The 17,014-nt window shown below is 62.8% G+C and carries 14 protein-coding genes; 7 read left to right on the top strand and 7 right to left on the bottom strand.

What is annotated here, in order from left to right; translation table 11 throughout:
- The first annotated feature begins 106 nt into the window (after nt 1-106).
- A complete protein-coding gene (locus NA645_RS03535; RefSeq protein ID WP_256047560.1) occupies nt 107-1,087 on the top strand; it encodes an asparaginase in 981 nt (326 codons plus the stop codon).
- Here the strand turns inward: NA645_RS03535 and NA645_RS03530 are convergent.
- The 3 genes from NA645_RS03530 to nudE all read right to left on the bottom strand — a co-directional run bounded on the left by NA645_RS03530 (nt 1,084) and on the right by nudE (nt 5,438).
- Entirely contained in the window at nt 1,084-3,951 is a 2,868-nt protein-coding gene (locus tag NA645_RS03530) for a hybrid sensor histidine kinase/response regulator (protein WP_256047559.1), read from the bottom strand. The two genes, NA645_RS03535 and NA645_RS03530, sit on opposite strands and share 4 nt — an antisense overlap.
- Nucleotides 3,952-4,059: 108 nt before the next feature.
- Nucleotides 4,060-4,875: a 3'(2'),5'-bisphosphate nucleotidase CysQ gene (gene cysQ / locus NA645_RS03525; RefSeq protein ID WP_256047558.1), complete on the bottom strand. Its 816-nt coding sequence runs from the start codon at nt 4,873-4,875 to the stop codon at nt 4,060-4,062.
- Nucleotides 4,872-5,438 (bottom strand): ADP compounds hydrolase NudE, encoded by a 567-nt coding sequence (gene nudE, locus NA645_RS03520; RefSeq protein ID WP_256047557.1) that lies wholly within the window; start codon nt 5,436-5,438, stop codon nt 4,872-4,874. Before nudE ends, cysQ begins: the two co-directional genes overlap by 4 nt.
- A gap of 115 nt (nt 5,439-5,553) precedes the next feature.
- Between nudE and yrfG the strand changes: the two genes are divergently transcribed.
- The 4 genes from yrfG (at nt 5,554) to NA645_RS03500 (ending at nt 10,211) form a co-directional block, all read left to right on the top strand.
- Nucleotides 5,554-6,234, top strand: a complete 681-nt coding sequence (gene yrfG / locus NA645_RS03515; protein ID WP_256047556.1) for a GMP/IMP nucleotidase — start codon at nt 5,554-5,556, stop codon at nt 6,232-6,234.
- Nucleotides 6,235-6,390: 156 nt separating this feature from the next.
- Complete coding sequence (locus NA645_RS03510) at nt 6,391-8,487, top strand: hybrid sensor histidine kinase/response regulator (protein WP_256047555.1); 2,097 nt, start codon at nt 6,391-6,393, stop codon at nt 8,485-8,487.
- A 195-nt stretch (nt 8,488-8,682) separates the two neighbouring features.
- Complete coding sequence (gene fdhD, locus NA645_RS03505) at nt 8,683-9,528, top strand: formate dehydrogenase accessory sulfurtransferase FdhD (protein WP_256047554.1); 846 nt, start codon at nt 8,683-8,685, stop codon at nt 9,526-9,528.
- 224 nt (nt 9,529-9,752) lie between these two features.
- Nucleotides 9,753-10,211 (top strand): YMGG-like glycine zipper-containing protein, encoded by a 459-nt coding sequence (locus NA645_RS03500; protein ID WP_256047553.1) that lies wholly within the window; start codon nt 9,753-9,755, stop codon nt 10,209-10,211.
- Nucleotides 10,212-10,313: 102 nt separating this feature from the next.
- On the opposite strand, the gene NA645_RS03495 is transcribed toward NA645_RS03500, so the two are convergent.
- The 4 genes from NA645_RS03495 to NA645_RS03480 all read right to left on the bottom strand — a co-directional run bounded on the left by NA645_RS03495 (nt 10,314) and on the right by NA645_RS03480 (nt 15,207).
- On the bottom strand, nt 10,314-10,757 hold the full coding sequence (locus NA645_RS03495; protein WP_256047552.1) for an acyl-CoA thioesterase: 444 nt from the start codon (nt 10,755-10,757) through the stop codon (nt 10,314-10,316).
- A 58-nt stretch (nt 10,758-10,815) separates the two neighbouring features.
- Complete coding sequence (locus NA645_RS03490) at nt 10,816-11,979, bottom strand: iron-containing alcohol dehydrogenase (protein WP_256047551.1); 1,164 nt, start codon at nt 11,977-11,979, stop codon at nt 10,816-10,818.
- Between the two features lie 196 nt (nt 11,980-12,175).
- Nucleotides 12,176-13,966 carry an acyl-CoA dehydrogenase C-terminal domain-containing protein gene (locus NA645_RS03485; RefSeq protein ID WP_256047550.1) on the bottom strand — a complete coding sequence of 597 codons (1,791 nt, stop codon included), beginning with the start codon at nt 13,964-13,966 and terminating at the stop codon, nt 12,176-12,178.
- 2 nt (nt 13,967-13,968) lie between these two features.
- Nucleotides 13,969-15,207, bottom strand: coding sequence for a 3-hydroxyacyl-CoA dehydrogenase (locus NA645_RS03480; RefSeq protein ID WP_256047549.1), 1,239 nt, complete (start codon nt 15,205-15,207; stop codon nt 13,969-13,971).
- A gap of 101 nt (nt 15,208-15,308) precedes the next feature.
- Here NA645_RS03480 and NA645_RS03475 point away from each other — a divergent pair, with 101 nt between their 5' ends.
- Both NA645_RS03475 and NA645_RS03470 read left to right on the top strand, forming a co-directional pair.
- Nucleotides 15,309-16,208 (top strand): LysR family transcriptional regulator, encoded by a 900-nt coding sequence (locus NA645_RS03475; RefSeq protein WP_256047818.1) that lies wholly within the window; start codon nt 15,309-15,311, stop codon nt 16,206-16,208.
- A gap of 505 nt (nt 16,209-16,713) precedes the next feature.
- Entirely contained in the window at nt 16,714-16,926 is a 213-nt protein-coding gene (locus tag NA645_RS03470) for a cold-shock protein (protein ID WP_256047548.1), read from the top strand.
- Nucleotides 16,927-17,014: the final 88 nt, after the last annotated feature.

The following is a 17,014-nucleotide window of genomic DNA, read 5'->3' as shown; positions in this document are numbered from 1 at the left end:
TTGCAAGCCGAACAGGCTCCGGCAGCTTCAGGCACAAAAACGCTACCCACGCCAAGCGAGCACGCCAGATGAGCCAACCGACAGGGGAATTACTGTGACTAGACCCATGAAACGCCTGTTGGTGCTCTATACCGGCGGGACCATCGGCATGCAGATGAGCGACCAGGGACTGACGCCCGCTACCGGTTTCGAAGCACGTTTACGCGCCCAGCAAGCGCTCGACGACCCGGCTTTGCCGGACTGGTACTTTCGCGAGCTGCTGCCGCCCATCGACAGCGCATCCATGACCCAGCGCAACTGGCTGGAGATGGCGACCGTTATCGGCAAAGAGGTCGACTCCGGCCACTGCGATGGCGTACTGCTGTTGCATGGCACCGACACTCTCGCCTACAGCGCCGCGGCCTTGAGCTTCCTGCTGCTCGACTTGCCCGTCCCGGTGGTGCTGACTGGCTCGATGCTGCCGGCCGGTACGCCGAACAGCGACGCCTGGGCGAACCTGTTCGGCGCCATGCAGGCACTGCGCAACGGCATCCGGCCCGGTGTGCAGGTCTATTTTCACGGCAAGCTGATGCACGGCGCGCGGCTCACCAAGCTGAACGCCACCGAATTCGACGCGTTCGCCGTACTGCCGCGCCCGCGCGTGGGCCAGCACGCATCGGCTGTCGAGCAGGCGTTGAATTACCGTCAGCCGCGCCAGCCGGTCGGCCTTGCCGTGCTGCCGCTATACCCCGGTATCCAGGCCGCTCAGGTTCGCGCGGTACTCGTCGGTGACTTGCAGGGGCTGGTGCTCGAATGCTACGGCAGCGGCACGGGGCCGGCGGACGATGACGAGCTGCTGGCCACATTAAAGGAAGCGCATGCGCGTGGCGTGGTGCTCGCGGCGATCAGCCAGTGCCCGCAGGGTCACGTCGAGTTCGACATCTACGCCGCCGGCAGCAAGCTGGCCGCCAGCGGCTTGGTCTCGGGCGGCGGAATGACCCGCGAGGCGGCGCTGGGCAAGCTGTTCGCGCTGCTCGGGGCCGGGTTGTCGCAGGCGGAAGTCGAACGCTGGTTCGCCCTCGACCTCTGCGGCGAACGCGCCGACTAGCTCGGTTTCAGCTCAAGCGCCTGCAAACAGGCGCGCACCAGACGGCGCAGCTCGTCGAGGTCCAGCGGCTTGCCCAGCCATCCCTGGCAATCGATACCACCCGCCTCTTCAATGGCTGCACTGAGCACGATAACCGGCAATTCCCGTGTGGCTGGGGCCTTGCGCAGCAGCCTCAGCAGTTCTTCTCCCGTCAGTTCGGGAAGGTTCAGGTCCAGCAACAGCAGGTCCGGCGGATCGCTCAGCAGCTGCTCCAGCGCCGTCCGGCCATTGCCGATCACGCTGACCTCACCGAGATCCTCCAACGCCTTGCGCACCAGCAACTGACTGGCCGGATCGTCTTCGGCATAGACGATGCGCGGCCGCTCATGAATCGGCCGTAGCGGCCGCGCTTCGATGACCGGCAGTGCAATCCAGAACAGGCTACCGGTGCCCAACTCGCTCTTCACACCGATGCTGCCACCCATCAGCTTGGCGTATTCCAGACACAAGGACAGTCCGATGCCGGCACCCTGAATGTTCGAACTCTCGCGACCCAGACGCTGAAAGGGCTCGAACATCCGCGCTTGCTGCGCCTCGTCTATTCCGAGGCCCGTATCTTCGACCAACAGGCGCACCTGGCCGGCCACCGTTTCGATGCTGAGCAGAATCTGCCCGGACGGTCTGTTGTACTTGATCGCATTGGACAGCAGGTTGAGCAGTACCTGACGCAGCCGCCGCGGCTCGGCCAGTACCTCGATGGGTTTCGCCGGCAGATCGAATGACAACTGCAGGCCGTGACGCTTGACCTCGAGCGCCACCAGCTCGGCGCATTCACGCATCAGCGCTATGATTTCGACCGACTCGAGCTTCAATCGCGGGCGCTCGGCCTGCAGGCTCGACCAGTCGAGAATGTCGCTGAGCAGCTGGTTCAAATGGCGGCTGGCCAGCAGAATTTCATCGAGGTAGTCGGCCGCTTCCGGATTGGACTCGGGCGAGCAATCCATGCGCATCAGCTGCGCGAAACCGAGGATGGCGTTCAGCGGCGTACGCAGTTCGTGGCTGATGCTGGAAATCAAATGGGTCTTGGCCTCGTTGGCCGCCTGGGCCTGCTGCGTGGCATGGCGCAAGTCTTCCTCGACTCGCTTGAGCGCATCGATATCGACATGTGTGCCGGCCAGCAGCGTGACTTCGCCGGTCTGCGGGTCGCGCTCGAGCACCCTGCCGCGACTCAACAACCAGTGATACTCGCCGAGCGCGTCGGCAAGGCGGAACTCACATTCGTAGTGCAGCGCGTGCCCCATCAGCATGCGCGCCATCTCGGCACGCACACGGGGCACGTCGCGGGGATGGATGCGTTGTAGGAACTGCGCTTGGCTGAGCTGCGACGAAGGGAGCCCGAAGCGGGCCGGCAGGCGTCCGCGAACGTGCAGCGTGCCGTTGCGCGTGTCGCTTTCCCAAAGGCTTTCGGTTGCACTTTCGAGCACCAGTTCGAGGCGTTCCTGCGCCTGCGAGCGCTGCGCCTCGCTGAGCTCCAGCTGACCACCAATGGCATGGGTATGCTGCGCCAGATCGTCGAGTTCACGGATGTCGGAAGCGATCGGCTGCGATCGCCACTGACGTTGCCCGATCTGTCCCATCATCTGCGAAATGCTGGCGATAGGCGCTAGTAGCGACTGGCTGAGTTGCCGCGCACGCAGCCACATGTAGGCGAAAAACAGTAGGTAGAACAGCAGCAGGCCGGCGATCAGCAGGTAGCCGATCTGCCGATAGTGGCTGGCGAGCGTATTGGTCTGGCGGAACACCTCGGCCTCGTCCACCACCGTCAGCAGGTGCCAGTCGGTCTGCTCCACCGTTCCCCAGGCCACCAGCTGTTGCCGGCCATCGAGGCTCACACGCTGCACGCCCTCGGGCTGTGCGGCGATGGCATGTGCCAACCCTCGGGTTTCGGGGCGGCGCCCGAGGTTGAAATCTTCAGGCTTGAATATTTCCCGGCGAATCGCTTCCTCGTAGGAGTGTTCGGTCAGCTCATCGAGGCCAAACTGGCGCTCGCCGGCTTCGGGCAGCGCCATGATGTTGAGGTCGCGGCTGATCAACATCGCATAACCGCCCCAAGGCACCCGCAAGTCGGCGATCTGCTGCAGGATGCCGTTGACGGTAATGTCGATGCCGCTGACGCCTTCCAGAAAGTCGTCGAGGTACACCGGCGCGATGGCCGACATCATCCAGCCGTGCCCGGCCGGGTCCAGATACACATCCGTCCAAACGACCCGACGCGCCGGGTTGTGCCAGGAGCCGGCCAGGTAATAGAAGTTGTAGCTGGGGATGTCCATATCCGACGGATATTGCTCCGCCGTGTTGAACCAAGGATATATATGGTTGTAGCTGTCCCAGCTGTTGAAGTAGAGGCTGGCGATCAGTGGATTGCCGGCGTGCAGCTCTTTCATCAGCGGATCGAGACGGCGCAAGCGCGCCACTTTCTCAAGATCCTGCTGTTCGGGCGCGGTAGCCGCGGAATAGAAACTTGCCGCACCGCCATCGTCGTGCGGGCTGTAGCGCACCCCGCGAGGGTCGAGCTGCAGCTGCGGCAGCGGTTCGGTGCTTTCGTCTTCCAGCGCACGCGCGGTGAAGTTGCGAAACAGGGTGGTGGCGCTCGCCACCTGCTGCAACTGCTGGCTGATGATTCGCGCCTCGCGGCCAACCGCGGTTTGCAGTTCGGCGAGCGCCGTTTCGCGCAAATGCTCGATCTGCGCATCCCGGATCGCATTGTTGGTCAGCAAATAGGCGGCGATCAGCACCACTTCGACCAGCACCAGCGGGATCAACGCGCTCTGGACAAAGGCGCGCCAGATCCATTGGCGTATCCCGATGGGTGTTTTCAGTGACACGACACGGCTCCAACGATCCCTTCAAACGCCTGGCCGGTCATGGTGGCCGCCTTCAAGTAGAGGTTTAGCACTAACGGCCCCGGCACGGCTTGCACAGATGGGTTCGATTCAGCGATTCGCCAGCTCGATGAGCGCGGTGCGCCACTCCACGCCGCGCGGCAACGCCAGGAAGGATGGATTGAGATAGCTCTCTCGCGCTTCGTAGGTCAGCGTCGCGCCTGTGACATCCAGCACCTCGCCACGTGCGCCTTCGAGCACGCCCTGCGCAGCGGCGGTATCCCATTGCGAGGTCGGTGCCAGGCGCGGATAGCAATCAGCGGCGCCTTCGGCCAACAGGCAAAGCTTCAGCGAGCTGCCGACGCTGGCCAGCACCAGCTCCCCGAAGCGCTGGCGCAACCCGTCTAGCAAATGCTCCTGCGCCGGGCTCGAATGGCGGCGGCTGGCGACCACGGTGAAACCCTCGGCCGGTTCGTGGCGCACCTGCAACGGCTGCGCCGCGCCATCGGCTTCAGCGCGCCAGGCGCCGTACTCGGCACCGCCGTAATAACAGCGGCCATTGGCCGGAATGCCCACCACGCCGAACAGCACCTTCCCCTGTTCGATCAGCGCCACGTTGACGGTGAACTCCTCGCTGCCGGCGATGAATTCCTTGGTTCCGTCCAACGGATCGACCAACCACCAGCGCGTCCAGCCCGCACGTTCGGCCAGGCTCAGGTCGCAATCTTCTTCCGATAGCACCGGAATGTCGGGCGCCAGCGCGCGCAGGCCGTTGGCCAGCAGATGATGAGCAGCCATGTCGGCCGCGGTTACCGGCGAAGCATCCGCCTTCTCATGGACCTGCACACCACTGCGCCAATGCGGCAGGATGGCCTGGCCCGCGGCGCGCACCAGATCGATGACCGGTGCCAGATATGGATGACTCATTGGCTGAACTCCCCGCGCTGGCTCAACAGATCACGCGCCAGATACAAGGCCGCCAATGCGCGGCCTTCACTGAATTGCGGGTTCTCGATCAGGCTCGACAGTTCGCGCAGGTCGACCCGTTCGACGCGCATGGGCTCGGGTTCGTCGCCGGGCAGCTGTTCGGGATAGAGATCGCGGGCCAGCACCACCTGGATCTTCTGGCTCATGTAACCAGGCGAGAGCGAGAGCTCGGTCAGCCATTCGAGCTTGCGCGCGCCAAAGCCGGCTTCTTCCTTGAGTTCGCGGTTGGCGGCGTCCAGCACATCTTCACCCGGCTCGATCAGCCCCTTGGGCAGAGACAGCTCATAGGTGTCGGTGCCACCGCAATACTCTTCGACCAACAGCGCCTTGCCGTCGTCTTCCAGCGCGACGATCATCACCGCCCCATAACCGGCGCCCTTGCCGACCAGCCGTTCGTAGGTGCGCTCGACACCATTGGAAAACCGCAACTGCAGCTCCTCGACACGGAACAGACGGCTGGTAGCGACGATCTCACGGGCAAGCACTGTAGGTTTCTGGCGCATGGGGGGGATCCTTTGAAACGCGAACCGCAATCATAACCCGGCTTTTCGTGCCGACCACTTGGCATCGAACCGACCGCTGTCGCACCATTGCGCCAATTGCCGAAAAGAGCCCGCCATGATCGCTTCGCTGCCCTGGTCTGAAATCGACACCGTCCTGCTGGACATGGACGGTACCTTGCTGGATCTGCACTTCGATAACCACTTCTGGCTCGAATTCCTGCCCCAACGCTACGCCCAGCTGCACGGCATCAGCCAAGCCATGGCCGAACTGGAACTGGCGCCGCTGTTCAACGAGCACGAGGGCAAGCTGACCTGGTACTGCCTGGATTTCTGGACTCGCGAGCTGAACCTGCCGATTCGCGAAATGAAGCGCGAAATCGCCGACCTGATCGCCCTGCGTCCGGCCGCGGACGAATTTCTCGCGGCACTGCGCGATGCCGGCAAGCGGGTGGTCCTGATCACCAATGCGCACCGCGACTCCCTGTCGCTAAAGCTCGAACGCATCGAGCTGGCGCCCTGGTTCGACCGGCTGATCAGCTCCCACGACTATGGCTTTCCCAAGGAGCAGGCCCAGTTCTGGGATGCGCTGAAAGCGGATCTGGATTTCGATCCGGCCACTTCGCTGTTCATCGACGACAGCCTGCCGGTATTGCGCAGCGCCCGCGACTACGGCGTCGCTCATCTGCTGGCCATCCGTGAGCCGGACAGCCGGCGAGGGCAGAAAAATACCGAAGAATTCACCGCCGTCGATGACTATCTGGAGCTGATTCGCAGCCTGCAGGGTCATGCGGACTGATCGTGGGCGCTCCGCCGGCCTTTTCTCCCACGGCGCGTGTCAGGGGGATGCCGAGGACGGCAGTGCCTTCGGTAACTATGCTGTGGATGCCAGACCACGACGCCTAACCGTAATGAAAGATGCCGAATGGCCCGCTGTACATCCGATGGGAGACCTATGCCAATAGATCCGGGAGCCTGGCCGGCCGGTCGTAGCGAAATGAGCGGGCGCATCCGCAACCACGACTGGAGCGCAACGCCGCTAGGCGCGATCGACAGCTGGCCGGTCTCGCTGCGCGTTCTGCTCGACACCTTGCTCGAAGCGCCATTGCCCATGTGCGTGCTCTGGGGTGACAACGATGTGCAGCTATACAACGACGCTCATGCGGCGCTGATTGGCCGTTGCCATCCCGCCGCACTCGGCGCTCCGGTCGCTTCAACCTGGGCTGAAATCTGGCCAGCACTGACCGATACGTGCAGCGGCGGCGACCGCAGCCAGGCATGCCTGCTGCGCAACTACCGGTTGCCGGACGGAGACGCGCAGACCGGCGTCTGGTTCGATCTGGCCCTCAGCCCCATCAGGGATGATCAGCAGATCGCAGGCCGTCTGCTTTGCCTGCGCCACAGCGAGGAGGAAGCGCTGCGCCGCAGCGAAGCGGAAATCATGACGATCACCGACGCGTTGCCGGTGCTCATCGGCTACGTGGACCAAGACGAGCGCTATCGCTTCAACAACCGCCACTACCAGAGCTGGTTCGGCCAATCACCCGAGTGGTTGTACGGCAAGCGCCTGATAGAGGTCGTCGGCGAACGCGCTTACAACGAACGTCGCGAGCAGATAAAGGCCGCGCTGGCAGGCGAACCGATGGTCTTCGAGGCCTACATGCCGCACCAGGACGGCAGGCCACGCCATGCGCTGATGCACTACTTGCCACGCCGCGATGCTGAAGGGCAGGTGCAGGGATTCTTCGTTCTCTGCCAGGACGTGACCGAGCGCTGGCAGGCGGAACAGGCGTTACGCGAGCTCAACGAAACCCTGGAAAGCCGCGTGCAGGAACGCACCACCGCACTGGCTGAAGTTTATGAGCGGCTGCTCAAGGAAATGGCCAGCCGCGAACAGGCGCAGGAAGCCCTGCGTCAGGCGCAGAAAATGGAAGCGGTCGGCCAACTTACCGGCGGCATCGCCCACGACTTCAACAACATGCTCACCGGCATCATCGGCGGGTTGGACCTGATCCAGCGTTACAACCAGACTGGCCGTCACGCCGAAACCCAGCGCTTCATCGATGCCGCAGCCACCTCGGCCAACCGCGCCGCGGCCCTCACCCATCGCCTACTCGCGTTTGCCCGGCGTCAACCGCTGAACCTCAAGCGGGTCGACCTGAATGCAATGGTCGAATCGATGCGCGACCTGATAGTGCGCACCCTGGGCGGTCATATTCTGGTCGATGCCCAATTGCAGCCAGACCTATGGGCCGCCAACAGCGACGAAAACCAACTGGAAAGCGCCCTGCTCAACCTGGTCATCAACGCCCGCGATGCGATGCCCGACGGAGGCAGCCTGTATATCGCCACCACCAACGTGCAGTTGTCGAGCCAATCGCAAGTGGGTGAACTGGCTCCGGGCCGCTACGTCACCCTCAGCGTGATCGACAGCGGCTGCGGCATGGCGCCCAAGGTGCTGGCCGCCGCGTTCGAACCATTTTTCACGACCAAACCAATTGGGCAGGGCACCGGCCTCGGGCTTTCGATGATCTACGGTTTCGCCCGTCAGGCCGGCGGTCACGTGCAGATCCGCAGCGAGCCCGGTAATGGCACCGAGGTCACGCTGTACCTTCCCGCGCACCACGCGCTGCCGATGCCGGCGGCGATCAGCAGCCCGACGGAGCAGCCGCCGCAGGCGCTGCAAGGCGAAACCGTGCTGGTGGTCGAAGACGATCCGGCCGTGCGTCAACTGGTTCTGGATGTGCTGGGCATGCTCGGCTACCGCGCCCTGGAGGCGGCCGAGGCGAACGCCGCCATCAAAATTCTGGAGAGCAGCGAACGCATCGATCTGCTGGTCTCGGACGTCGGCCTGCCGGGAATGAATGGCCGGCAATTGGCGGACATTGCCCGCCAGCATCGTTCCGGCCTGAGCGTGCTGTTCATGACCGGTTACGCCGAGCAGGCGGCCAGCAGCGGCTTTCTCGACGCGGGCATGGACATGATCAGCAAACCGTTCCAGATCGATCATCTGGCGGCGCGGGTACGCGGCATGCTGGCACGTGGTGGTTAGCACAAACCCCGCTACGATTCGGCCCTACGAAATCGTGCGCGGCACACCGAGATGCACCATCTGGAGCGAGCCGGCCCGCGGCGGAGCTCGCTGTTCGAGATCGCCAACAAACTGGCTGCGACCATTGAAAATCCGCCCGGAGCTCTTCACAGTCGACCAGGCGGTACATCATCTGCGGTCAATATCGAGCCTGCCATGAATACTCCATGCCCCCCAAGCACCGCCCCGGATAAGCATGCGCCGACCGAGGCCAGTCACCGCTATCACTTCCAGGCGCTCGGAGAGACGCAGCGCGAGGCCGTGGAGCTGGCCGAGGAATGTGCACTGGCGATCGCCTACAACGGCATCAACCAGGCGGTGATGATGGTGTCGCCGGCTGACCTTGAGGATTACGTGGTGGGATTCAGCCTCGGCAGCGGTATCGTCGAGGATGTCGGCGAGATCTACGACATTCATATCAGCGGCGCCGGCAGCGGACGCCAGGCCGACGTCGAGATTTCCAGCCGCGCCTTCTGGAAGCTCAAGGAGCAGCGCCGACAATTGCCGGGAAATGCCAGCTGCGGGTTATGCGGTGTCGAAGCACTGGAGCAGGCGCTGCCACAGCTGCCGGCAATGCCGGTCGCGCCCCTGCCGCCGGCCCACTGGCTGCATGACCTGCGTCAGCGCATCGCCGAATTTCAGCCATTGGCTCAAACCTGCGGCGCGGTGCACGCCGCTCTGTTCATCGACGCGCAGGGCGAAATCCGCCTGGGTCGCGAAGACATCGGCCGGCACAACGCGCTAGACAAGCTGATCGGCGCGCTCAGGCGCACCCATCAGGACGTCGCCGGCGGTGTCGCCGTGGTCACCAGCCGCTGCAGTCTGGAGCTGATTCACAAGGTGCAGCGCGCCGGTATTCCAACGCTCGTCAGCTTCTCCTCGCCCACCGGCCTGGCGGCACGTTGGGCGCAGCGTCATAACCTCAACCTGATCCACATCCCGCACCGCAGCCCGCCGCGGGTTTTCAGCCCTGCGAGCGCCTCGAACGAGGGTGGGGCATAAGTCCAAGCGGAAAAGCATCTGCTACCGGATGCGTCGATTCGCTGATTTCCTACCCTTTGCGGTCATGGCCAAACAGTTGGAGACCGCCTCGCTTGTTACAAGTTCCTTTGTTAAATCAAAAAGTTACGGAACGAGAACCCCGTCATGCCTTTCATCGGTGAACACTTGCGCAAGCCTCGCTCGCCACGTGAGCATCGCGGCGCCATCCATTCAAGAGGTTCGCCATGAAGTATTCCTCGATTCTGCTGTTGTCCGCGAGCCTGCTCAGCAGCGCCGCCTTTGCTGGAAGCAACACCGAAGCTGCTGTCGGCGGCGCGTTGGGCGGTGCCCTGGGCTCGGTGGTCGGTGAACATCTTGGCGGCTCGACGGGTGCTGCCATTGGCGCCGGCGTAGGCGGCGCGGCCGGCGGCATGGTCGGCGCCGACAAGCGCAGCCGCACCGAAGCGGCTATCGGCGGCGGCCTGGGTGCTGCGGGCGGTAACGTGATCGGCCAGCGTGTCGGTGGCAGCACCGGCGGTTTGATCGGCGCGGCTGTCGGCGGTGGCGCCGGCGGGGCGATTGGCAATGCCTACGGCGATGATGACGATCGAAGCGACCGCCGTTACCGCGACGACCGTCGGTACCATCCGGGTAAAGCCAAGGGCCACTACAAGCACAAGCATAAGCACCGGCATCACGACTGAGCCGGCTCCAGTCGGGATCTCGTGAGTCGCCCCGTGTCGTGACCACCGCGGCCCGAGGCCGAACACGTTCGGCCCTACAGCAAGATTGCCGTAGGGCCGAATTTATTCGGCCACCACCAACAGTACTTCCAGCGCCCGGCGCAAGCCATTCGGGATCGGCGTCGGCCGATTGCTGGCGCGGTCCACGAATACGTGGACGAAGCGCCCCGCCGCGCAGGCCTGCGACTCACCTGCCTTGAAGATCGCCAACTCATACTGCACCGAACTGTTGCCAAGCTTACCGACCCGCAAGCCAACTTCCAGGGCATCGGGAAAGGCAATCGACGCAAAGTAATCGCAGGATGAGCTGACGACGAAGCCCACTACCTCGCCTTCATGGATGTCCAGCCCGCCCCGCTCGATCAAATAGGTGTTCACCGCGCTGTCAAAATAGCTGTAGTAAACGACGTTGTTTACGTGGCCATAGATATCGTTGTCGTGCCAGCGCGTGGTGATCGGCTGGAAGTGGCGGTAATCGTCGCGCAGGTGCTGCGGTTGTTCGGCCATTCGGCAAATCCTTGAAGGCAAGTCGACGCGGCGCGGTAAGCGCGGTGCGCCATTAAGATCAGTAGGCGGCGCGGTAGATCGCCAGTGCATCGGCCTCGGTGACTTCACGCGGATTGTTGACCAGCAAGCGCTGCTGCAGCATCGCCTCCTTGGCCAGTTGCGGCAGCATGTCCTCCGGCACACCGGCATCCCGCAGCCGGGTCGGCAGGCCGACGCGGGCGCTCATCTGCTCGAACTCTTCTATCAGCTGCTCGGCGTAGGTCGAGGGATCGTCCTTGCGCAACCGGTCACCGAGGATGATCGGCGCCAGCTCGCCATAATGAGTGGTCGCCGCGCTGACGTTGAAGCGCAGCACGTGCGGTAGCACCAGCGCGTTGGACAGGCCGTGGGGAATATGGAAATTGCCACCCAGCGGATAGGCCAGCGCATGCACCGCCGCCACCGGCGCGTTGGCGAAGGCCTGGCCGGCGAGGCAGGCGCCGAGCAGCATCGCCTGGCGCGCCTCGCGATTGCCGCCGTTGTGCACCGCCTCGTGCAGGTTGGCCGACAGCAGGCGCAGCGCTTCGCGGGCCAGCAGGTCGGACAGCGGATTCTTCTTCAGCGCGCTGGTGTAGGCCTCGGTGGCATGCACCATGGCGTCGATGCCAGTGGCGGCGGTCACCGCTGGCGGTAGGCCGAGGGTGAGGTCGGCGTCGAGCAGCGCAAGATCCGGCAGCAGCAGCGGCGAAACCACGCCCATCTTGGTGGTTTCGCCGGTGGTGATGATGGCGATCTGGGTGACTTCCGAGCCGGTGCCAGCGGTGGTCGGCACCTGGATCAATGGCAGGCGCTGGCCCCGTGCGTTGCCCACACCGTAGATATCCTGCAACGACTGCGCACACTGCGGATGTGCCAGCAACGCAACCAGCTTGGCGACATCCATCGAGCTGCCGCCGCCGAAGCCGATGACCATATCGGCCTTGATTTCTTTGGCCTGCGCCACCGCAGCCAGGACGATGTTTTCCGGTGGATCGGCCACCACCTGGTCGTAGACGGCAACCGACAGGCCTTCGTTGTCGAACCCCGGTAATACCTCGTCGAGCAGGCCGAAACGGGTGATGCCCGGATCGGTCACCACCAGCACCGAGAGCGCCCCGCGCTCCTTGCAGATGCTGGCCAGGCGGCGTGACGAGCCGGGTTCGCAGATCAATTGGGCGGTTGTGGAGAAGCTGAATGGATGCATCGGTGCCTCCTGGTTTTTGTGGTTCTGCGGGACTTTAAAAGCACCCTCACCCCAGCCCTCTCCCGGAGGGAGAGGGGGTAATTCCGTGCAGCGTCGAGCACTGCGCGCGAACCTCACTCGGTCCAGCTCCCTCTCCCCTCCGGGGAGAGGGTTGGGGTGAGGGGCATCGGCAGCAACTGAGCGTCATCATGGCCACTCAAAACGCGAAATCCGCCTCCGGCAACGCCATCAAACAACCCGCCCCGCCGAGAATCGCCTCACGATGCGCGCTGGCACGCGGCAATACTCGGCGCAGGTAGAAATCCGCGCTGGCCAGCTTGGCTTGGTAAAAGGCTTCTTCGCTGGCGCCCTCGTCCAGCGCATCCCGCGCCCGTGCCGCGGCCTGCAGCCAGAGCCCAGCTAGCAACACATAAGCCGAGTACTGGAGAAAGTCCACCGACACCGCGCCGATCTCCTGGGGGTCACGCTGGGTCGCGGCGATCACCTCGGCGGTCAGCTCGCGCCATTCGCCGATTCGTGCCTGTACCTTGCTGGCCATCTCATGCAGCGCCGGCCGATCGATCTGGCGATCGCAAACCTCGCTGAACTCCGCCTGCAGCGCCGACAGCTCTGCACCGCCATCACCGAGCAGCTTACGGCGGATATAGTCCAGCGCCTGGATGCCGTTGGTGCCCTCGTAGAGCTGGGTGATGCGGCTGTCGCGCATCAGCTGTTCCATGCCCCACTCGCGGATATACCCGTGCCCGCCATAGACCTGCACGCCGAGGCTGGCGACTTCCTGACCCATGTCGGTGAAGAAGGCTTTGACGATGGGGATCAGCAATGCAGCTCGCTTGCTTGCGGCCTTGCGGTAGCTCGGCTCGGGATGGCCGTGCTCCATATCCAGCTGCCGCGCACAGTAGGCCGCCAGCATGCGGCTGCCCTCGACCAGGGTCTTCTGCGTCAGCAACATGCGCCGCACGTCCGGGTGCACGATGATCGGATCGGCCGGTTTGCCTGGATACTGCGCGCCAGTCAGCCCACGCGACTGCAAACGCTCGCGGGCGTAGGCCAGCGAACCCTGATACGCCTGCTCAGCAATGCCCAGGCCCTGCAGCCCGACCTGGAAACGCGCGTCGTTCATCATGGTGAACATGCAGGCCAGGCCCTGATTCGGCTCACCGACGACCCAGCCGGTGGCACCGTCGAAGTTCATCACGCAAGTGGCCGCTCCCTTGATGCCCATCTTGTGCTCGATGGCGCCGCAGCTCAGCGCATTGCGTTCGCCCGGCGTGCCGTCGGCGTTGGCGAGGAACTTGGGCACCAGCAGCAGGCTGATCCCTTTCACACCGGCCGGCGCATCCGGCAGGCGCGCCAGCACCAGATGCACGATGTTCTCGCTCATATCGTGCTCGCCGCCGGAAATGAAGATCTTGCTGCCGCTGACCTTGTAACTGCCGTCCGCCTGGGGTTCGGCCTTGGTGCGTAGCAGCGCCAAATCCGTGCCGGCCTGGGGCTCGGTGAGGCACATGGTGCCGCTCCAGCTGCCGCTGACCAGTTTCTCCAGATAGGCGTTCTTCAGCTCGTCGCTGCCATGCTTGTACAGCGCCAGCACCGCGCCCTCGGTCAGGCCGGAGTAAATACGGAAGGACAGCGACGCGCCCATCAACATCTCATGGAAGTTACAGGCGACCAGCTGCGGGAAGCCCTGGCCGCCGTACTCGGTCGGCCCGGTCATGCTCGCCCAGCCGTTGTCGACGTACTGCTGGTAGGCCTCGACGAAGCCCTGCGGCGTCTTCACCTCGCCGTTTTCCAGGGTCACGCCTTCTTCATCGCTATTGCGATTGAGCGGTGCGATCTCGCCGCCGGTGTAGCGCGCCGCTTCTTCCAGCACGCCGTCGATCAGCTCGCGGTCGAGGCCGTTGCCGAGCAGCTCGCAATGAGCGGTGGCGTCGAACAGCTCGTGCAGCACAAAGCGCATGTCACGCAGGGGAGCTTTGTATTCCATGCTCAGGCCTCCTTCTTGTAGTCGACGAAGCGACCACCCAGGGTGGCCAGGCTGTCGATCAGCTCGGCCGGCCGCCAGTGCGCGCCATTGCGTTCGGCCAAGGCATTCAAGCGCTCGCGAATCTGCGGCAGGCCCTGACGATCGGCCCAGGTCATCGGTCCACCGATTTCGGTCGGGAAACCGTAGCCGTTGAGGTAGACGGTGTCGATATCAGTGCTGGATTCGGCCATGCCTTCCTGAAGAATCTTCGCGCCCTCGTTGACCAGCGCCAGCAGGCAGCGCTCACGGATTTCTTCCTCGCCGATCTCCCGACGCTGATAACCCAGGCGCTCGGATTCGCGCTGTACCAGCGCATCCACTTCTGGATCGTGCTCGGCCTGGCGGCTGCCCTCGGCGTAACGGTAATAACCCATGCGCGACTTCTGGCCGAAGCGGCCCAGTTCGCAGAGGCGGTTGTCGATCTGTACCTCGGGCTCGTCCTGGCCTTCGCCAGCCAGTTCTCGGGCGCGCCATTCCAGGTCGATGCCGACTACGTCATACATGCGGAACGGCCCCATGGCGAAACCGAAGCCCTGCAGCGCCGCGTCCACCTGATGTGGATACGCGCCTTCAAGCAGCATCGCCCGCGCTTCGCGCACATAGGTCTTGAGCATGCGATTGCCGATGAAGCCCGGGCAATTGCCGGCGATCACGCTGACTTTACCCATGCGCTTGCCGAGCGCGGTTAAGGCCTCAAGTACCGCATTCGAGGTTTTCGCGCCGCCGACGATTTCCAGCAGCTTCATGATGTGCGCCGGGCTGAAGAAGTGCAGTCCCACCACCTGTTCTGGGCGCTTGGTGACAGCGGCAATGGCGTCGATATCCAGCGCCGAGGTGTTGCTGGCGAGGACGCCGGCCGGCTTCACGATTCCGTCCAGCTCGCGAAAGATGTTCTGCTTGAGCTCAAGGTTCTCGTAAACCGCCTCGATCACTAGATCGACATCGGCCAGCGCCTGATAGTCCGCCGCCTTGCTGATACAGGCGCGGCGCGCTTCGGCCTGTGCCTCGTCGATACGCCCCTGGCGCACATTATGGGCATAGGTGTCGGCCACCACACCCAGCGCCTGTTCGAGCATTTCTGGGTTGTTGTCCAACCACAGCACCTGCACGCCAGCGTTGGCCAGACTCATGACGATGCCACGGCCCATGGTGCCGGCACCGATTACCGCGGCGGTTTGGATATCGAAGCGGGTTTGGCTCATTGCAGCAATCCTCGTCGCAAGGCAAAAAATCAGAAGACCTACCTTAGATGAAGACGGTACTATTTTTGAAATTTAGTCTTGTGATGTATCAGATTCATCCGATGAATATCTATAACTTCGATCTCAACCTGCTCCGCGTGCTAGACGCCCTGCTGCGCGAACGCAACGTCTCCCGTGCCGCCCAACGTCTTTCCCTCAGCCAGCCGGCGGTCAGCAATGCCCTCAATCGTCTGCGCGAACTGCTCGACGACCCGCTGCTGGTGCGCGTCGGCCGTGCCATGCAACCGACGCCGCGCGCACTGAGTCTTGAAGCGCCAATTCGCGATGCGCTGCAACAGATCGAACACACGCTCAAAGCCGGTGACTTTTTCGACCCTGCGACCAGCCGACAGCGCTTCGCCATCGCCGTCACCGACTACGTTGAATTGATCTGTATGCCGCCGCTGATGGCCCATCTGGCCAAGGTGGCGCCGGGGATTCAGCTGGCGATTGAGCACCTGACCCCGACGCTGCCGGCCGAGGCGCTGGATAACGGTGAGCTGGATCTGGCGCTGGGCCGTTTTATCGAAGTGCCGACGCGTTTTCACCGCCGCCGCTGGGCCAGCGAGACGTTACAGGTTGCGCTGCGCAAGGATCATCCGCTAATGGGTGAAGGGCTGGATCTGGATAGTTTCCTGCGTCTGCGCCATCTCTGGGTGCATGGCGGGCAGACGCGCGGCATGGTCGATCAGTGGCTGGAAGAACGGGGCTTGAGCCGCGCACTGGTCTACACAACACCGAATTACCTGCAGGCCGCGCATATCGTCGCCAGCAGCGACCTGGCGGCTGTACTGCCAACCCAGCTGGCCCGCTATTTCGCCACGCTGTTGCCGCTGCAATTGTTCGACTTGCCCTTCGATCTCGGTACCTTCCAACTGGATATCGCCAGCGTCGCCCAGCGGGAACGCGATGCCGCGCTGCAGTGGTTGATCGAACAAATCGTGGCGGTAGCGAAGCACTGATAGCCGGATTGGATTTTCGCTCTTGCTTAGATGCGAGACGAACGTCAGATTTTTGCTGGCGAACCGGGCCGTATATATGCCAAGTCATGCCATCGATCCAGCCTGTCAAAGCAGGACAGCCGCTCGGCAATGCCGCGCTCACATCTCATCGCTATCTGATTCAAGAGGACATTGATCGACAGCTTGGCGGCTATCTAGGAATACAGAGCCGCTGCTTGTGCATGCACCAACCGACGTACGGTCCCGCCAATTAATACTCATGATTAACAGCCGTTTAGAGCTGATTCATGACTTCAGAAAGTAGAACTTTTAGAAATTAAAATTATAAATCCTGTACTTGCCTAATTAACTGCGTATATTCGCCCCCACTGCTTCGCAATTAACACTTCGACACCCAGCTTGATGTTTCTTTGTTTCGTCTCCCTGGTTCGTTTTGCTTCTCGCTTCTCAGTCTCGACGCTGAAAAATCAGCATCGCAGCCTTAAAACCACCTTGGAGATACATCATGTCTACTCGTCAAAACGGCACTGTTAAATGGTTCAACGATGAAAAAGGCTTCGGCTTCATCACCCCAACTGATGGCAGCGAAGATCTTTTCGTTCACTACCGCTCAATCGAAAGCGCTGGCTTCAAAAGCCTAAGCGAAGGCCAATCGGTCTCTTTCATGGCCACCAAAGGTCAGAAAGGGATGCAGGCCGATCAGGTTCAAGTCGCTTAAGACGCCTGATTAAAAAAGCCCCGCTTCGGCGGGGCTTTTTTTGTCTAGAGAAAAGTGCTGTCCGGCTCGGCGACTGGTCACGTTTCTT

Origin of the sequence: Stutzerimonas stutzeri (assembly GCF_024448955.1) — a bacterium.
Classification (GTDB): Bacteria; Pseudomonadota; Gammaproteobacteria; order Pseudomonadales; family Pseudomonadaceae; genus Stutzerimonas; species Stutzerimonas stutzeri_AQ.
This window is presented reverse-complemented; position numbering and strand designations above follow the sequence as displayed.

Excerpts from the sequence above, each read along its gene's own strand:
- NA645_RS03535 (WP_256047560.1), top strand. The coding sequence starts at position 107 with ATGAAACGCCTGTTGGTGCTCTATACCGGCGGGACCATCGGCATGCAG.
- cysQ (WP_256047558.1), bottom strand. The coding sequence starts at position 4,875 with ATGAGTCATCCATATCTGGCACCGGTCATCGATCTGGTGCGCGCCGCG.
- nudE (WP_256047557.1), bottom strand. The coding sequence starts at position 5,438 with ATGCGCCAGAAACCTACAGTGCTTGCCCGTGAGATCGTCGCTACCAGC.
- yrfG (WP_256047556.1), top strand. The coding sequence starts at position 5,554 with ATGATCGCTTCGCTGCCCTGGTCTGAAATCGACACCGTCCTGCTGGAC.
- NA645_RS03510 (WP_256047555.1), top strand. The coding sequence starts at position 6,391 with ATGCCAATAGATCCGGGAGCCTGGCCGGCCGGTCGTAGCGAAATGAGC.
- fdhD (WP_256047554.1), top strand. The coding sequence starts at position 8,683 with ATGAATACTCCATGCCCCCCAAGCACCGCCCCGGATAAGCATGCGCCG.
- NA645_RS03500 (WP_256047553.1), top strand. The coding sequence starts at position 9,753 with ATGAAGTATTCCTCGATTCTGCTGTTGTCCGCGAGCCTGCTCAGCAGC.
- NA645_RS03495 (WP_256047552.1), bottom strand. The coding sequence starts at position 10,757 with ATGGCCGAACAACCGCAGCACCTGCGCGACGATTACCGCCACTTCCAG.
- NA645_RS03490 (WP_256047551.1), bottom strand. The coding sequence starts at position 11,979 with ATGCATCCATTCAGCTTCTCCACAACCGCCCAATTGATCTGCGAACCC.
- NA645_RS03485 (WP_256047550.1), bottom strand. The coding sequence starts at position 13,966 with ATGGAATACAAAGCTCCCCTGCGTGACATGCGCTTTGTGCTGCACGAG.
- NA645_RS03480 (WP_256047549.1), bottom strand. The coding sequence starts at position 15,207 with ATGAGCCAAACCCGCTTCGATATCCAAACCGCCGCGGTAATCGGTGCC.
- NA645_RS03475 (WP_256047818.1), top strand. The coding sequence starts at position 15,309 with ATGAATATCTATAACTTCGATCTCAACCTGCTCCGCGTGCTAGACGCC.
- NA645_RS03470 (WP_256047548.1), top strand. The coding sequence starts at position 16,714 with ATGTCTACTCGTCAAAACGGCACTGTTAAATGGTTCAACGATGAAAAA.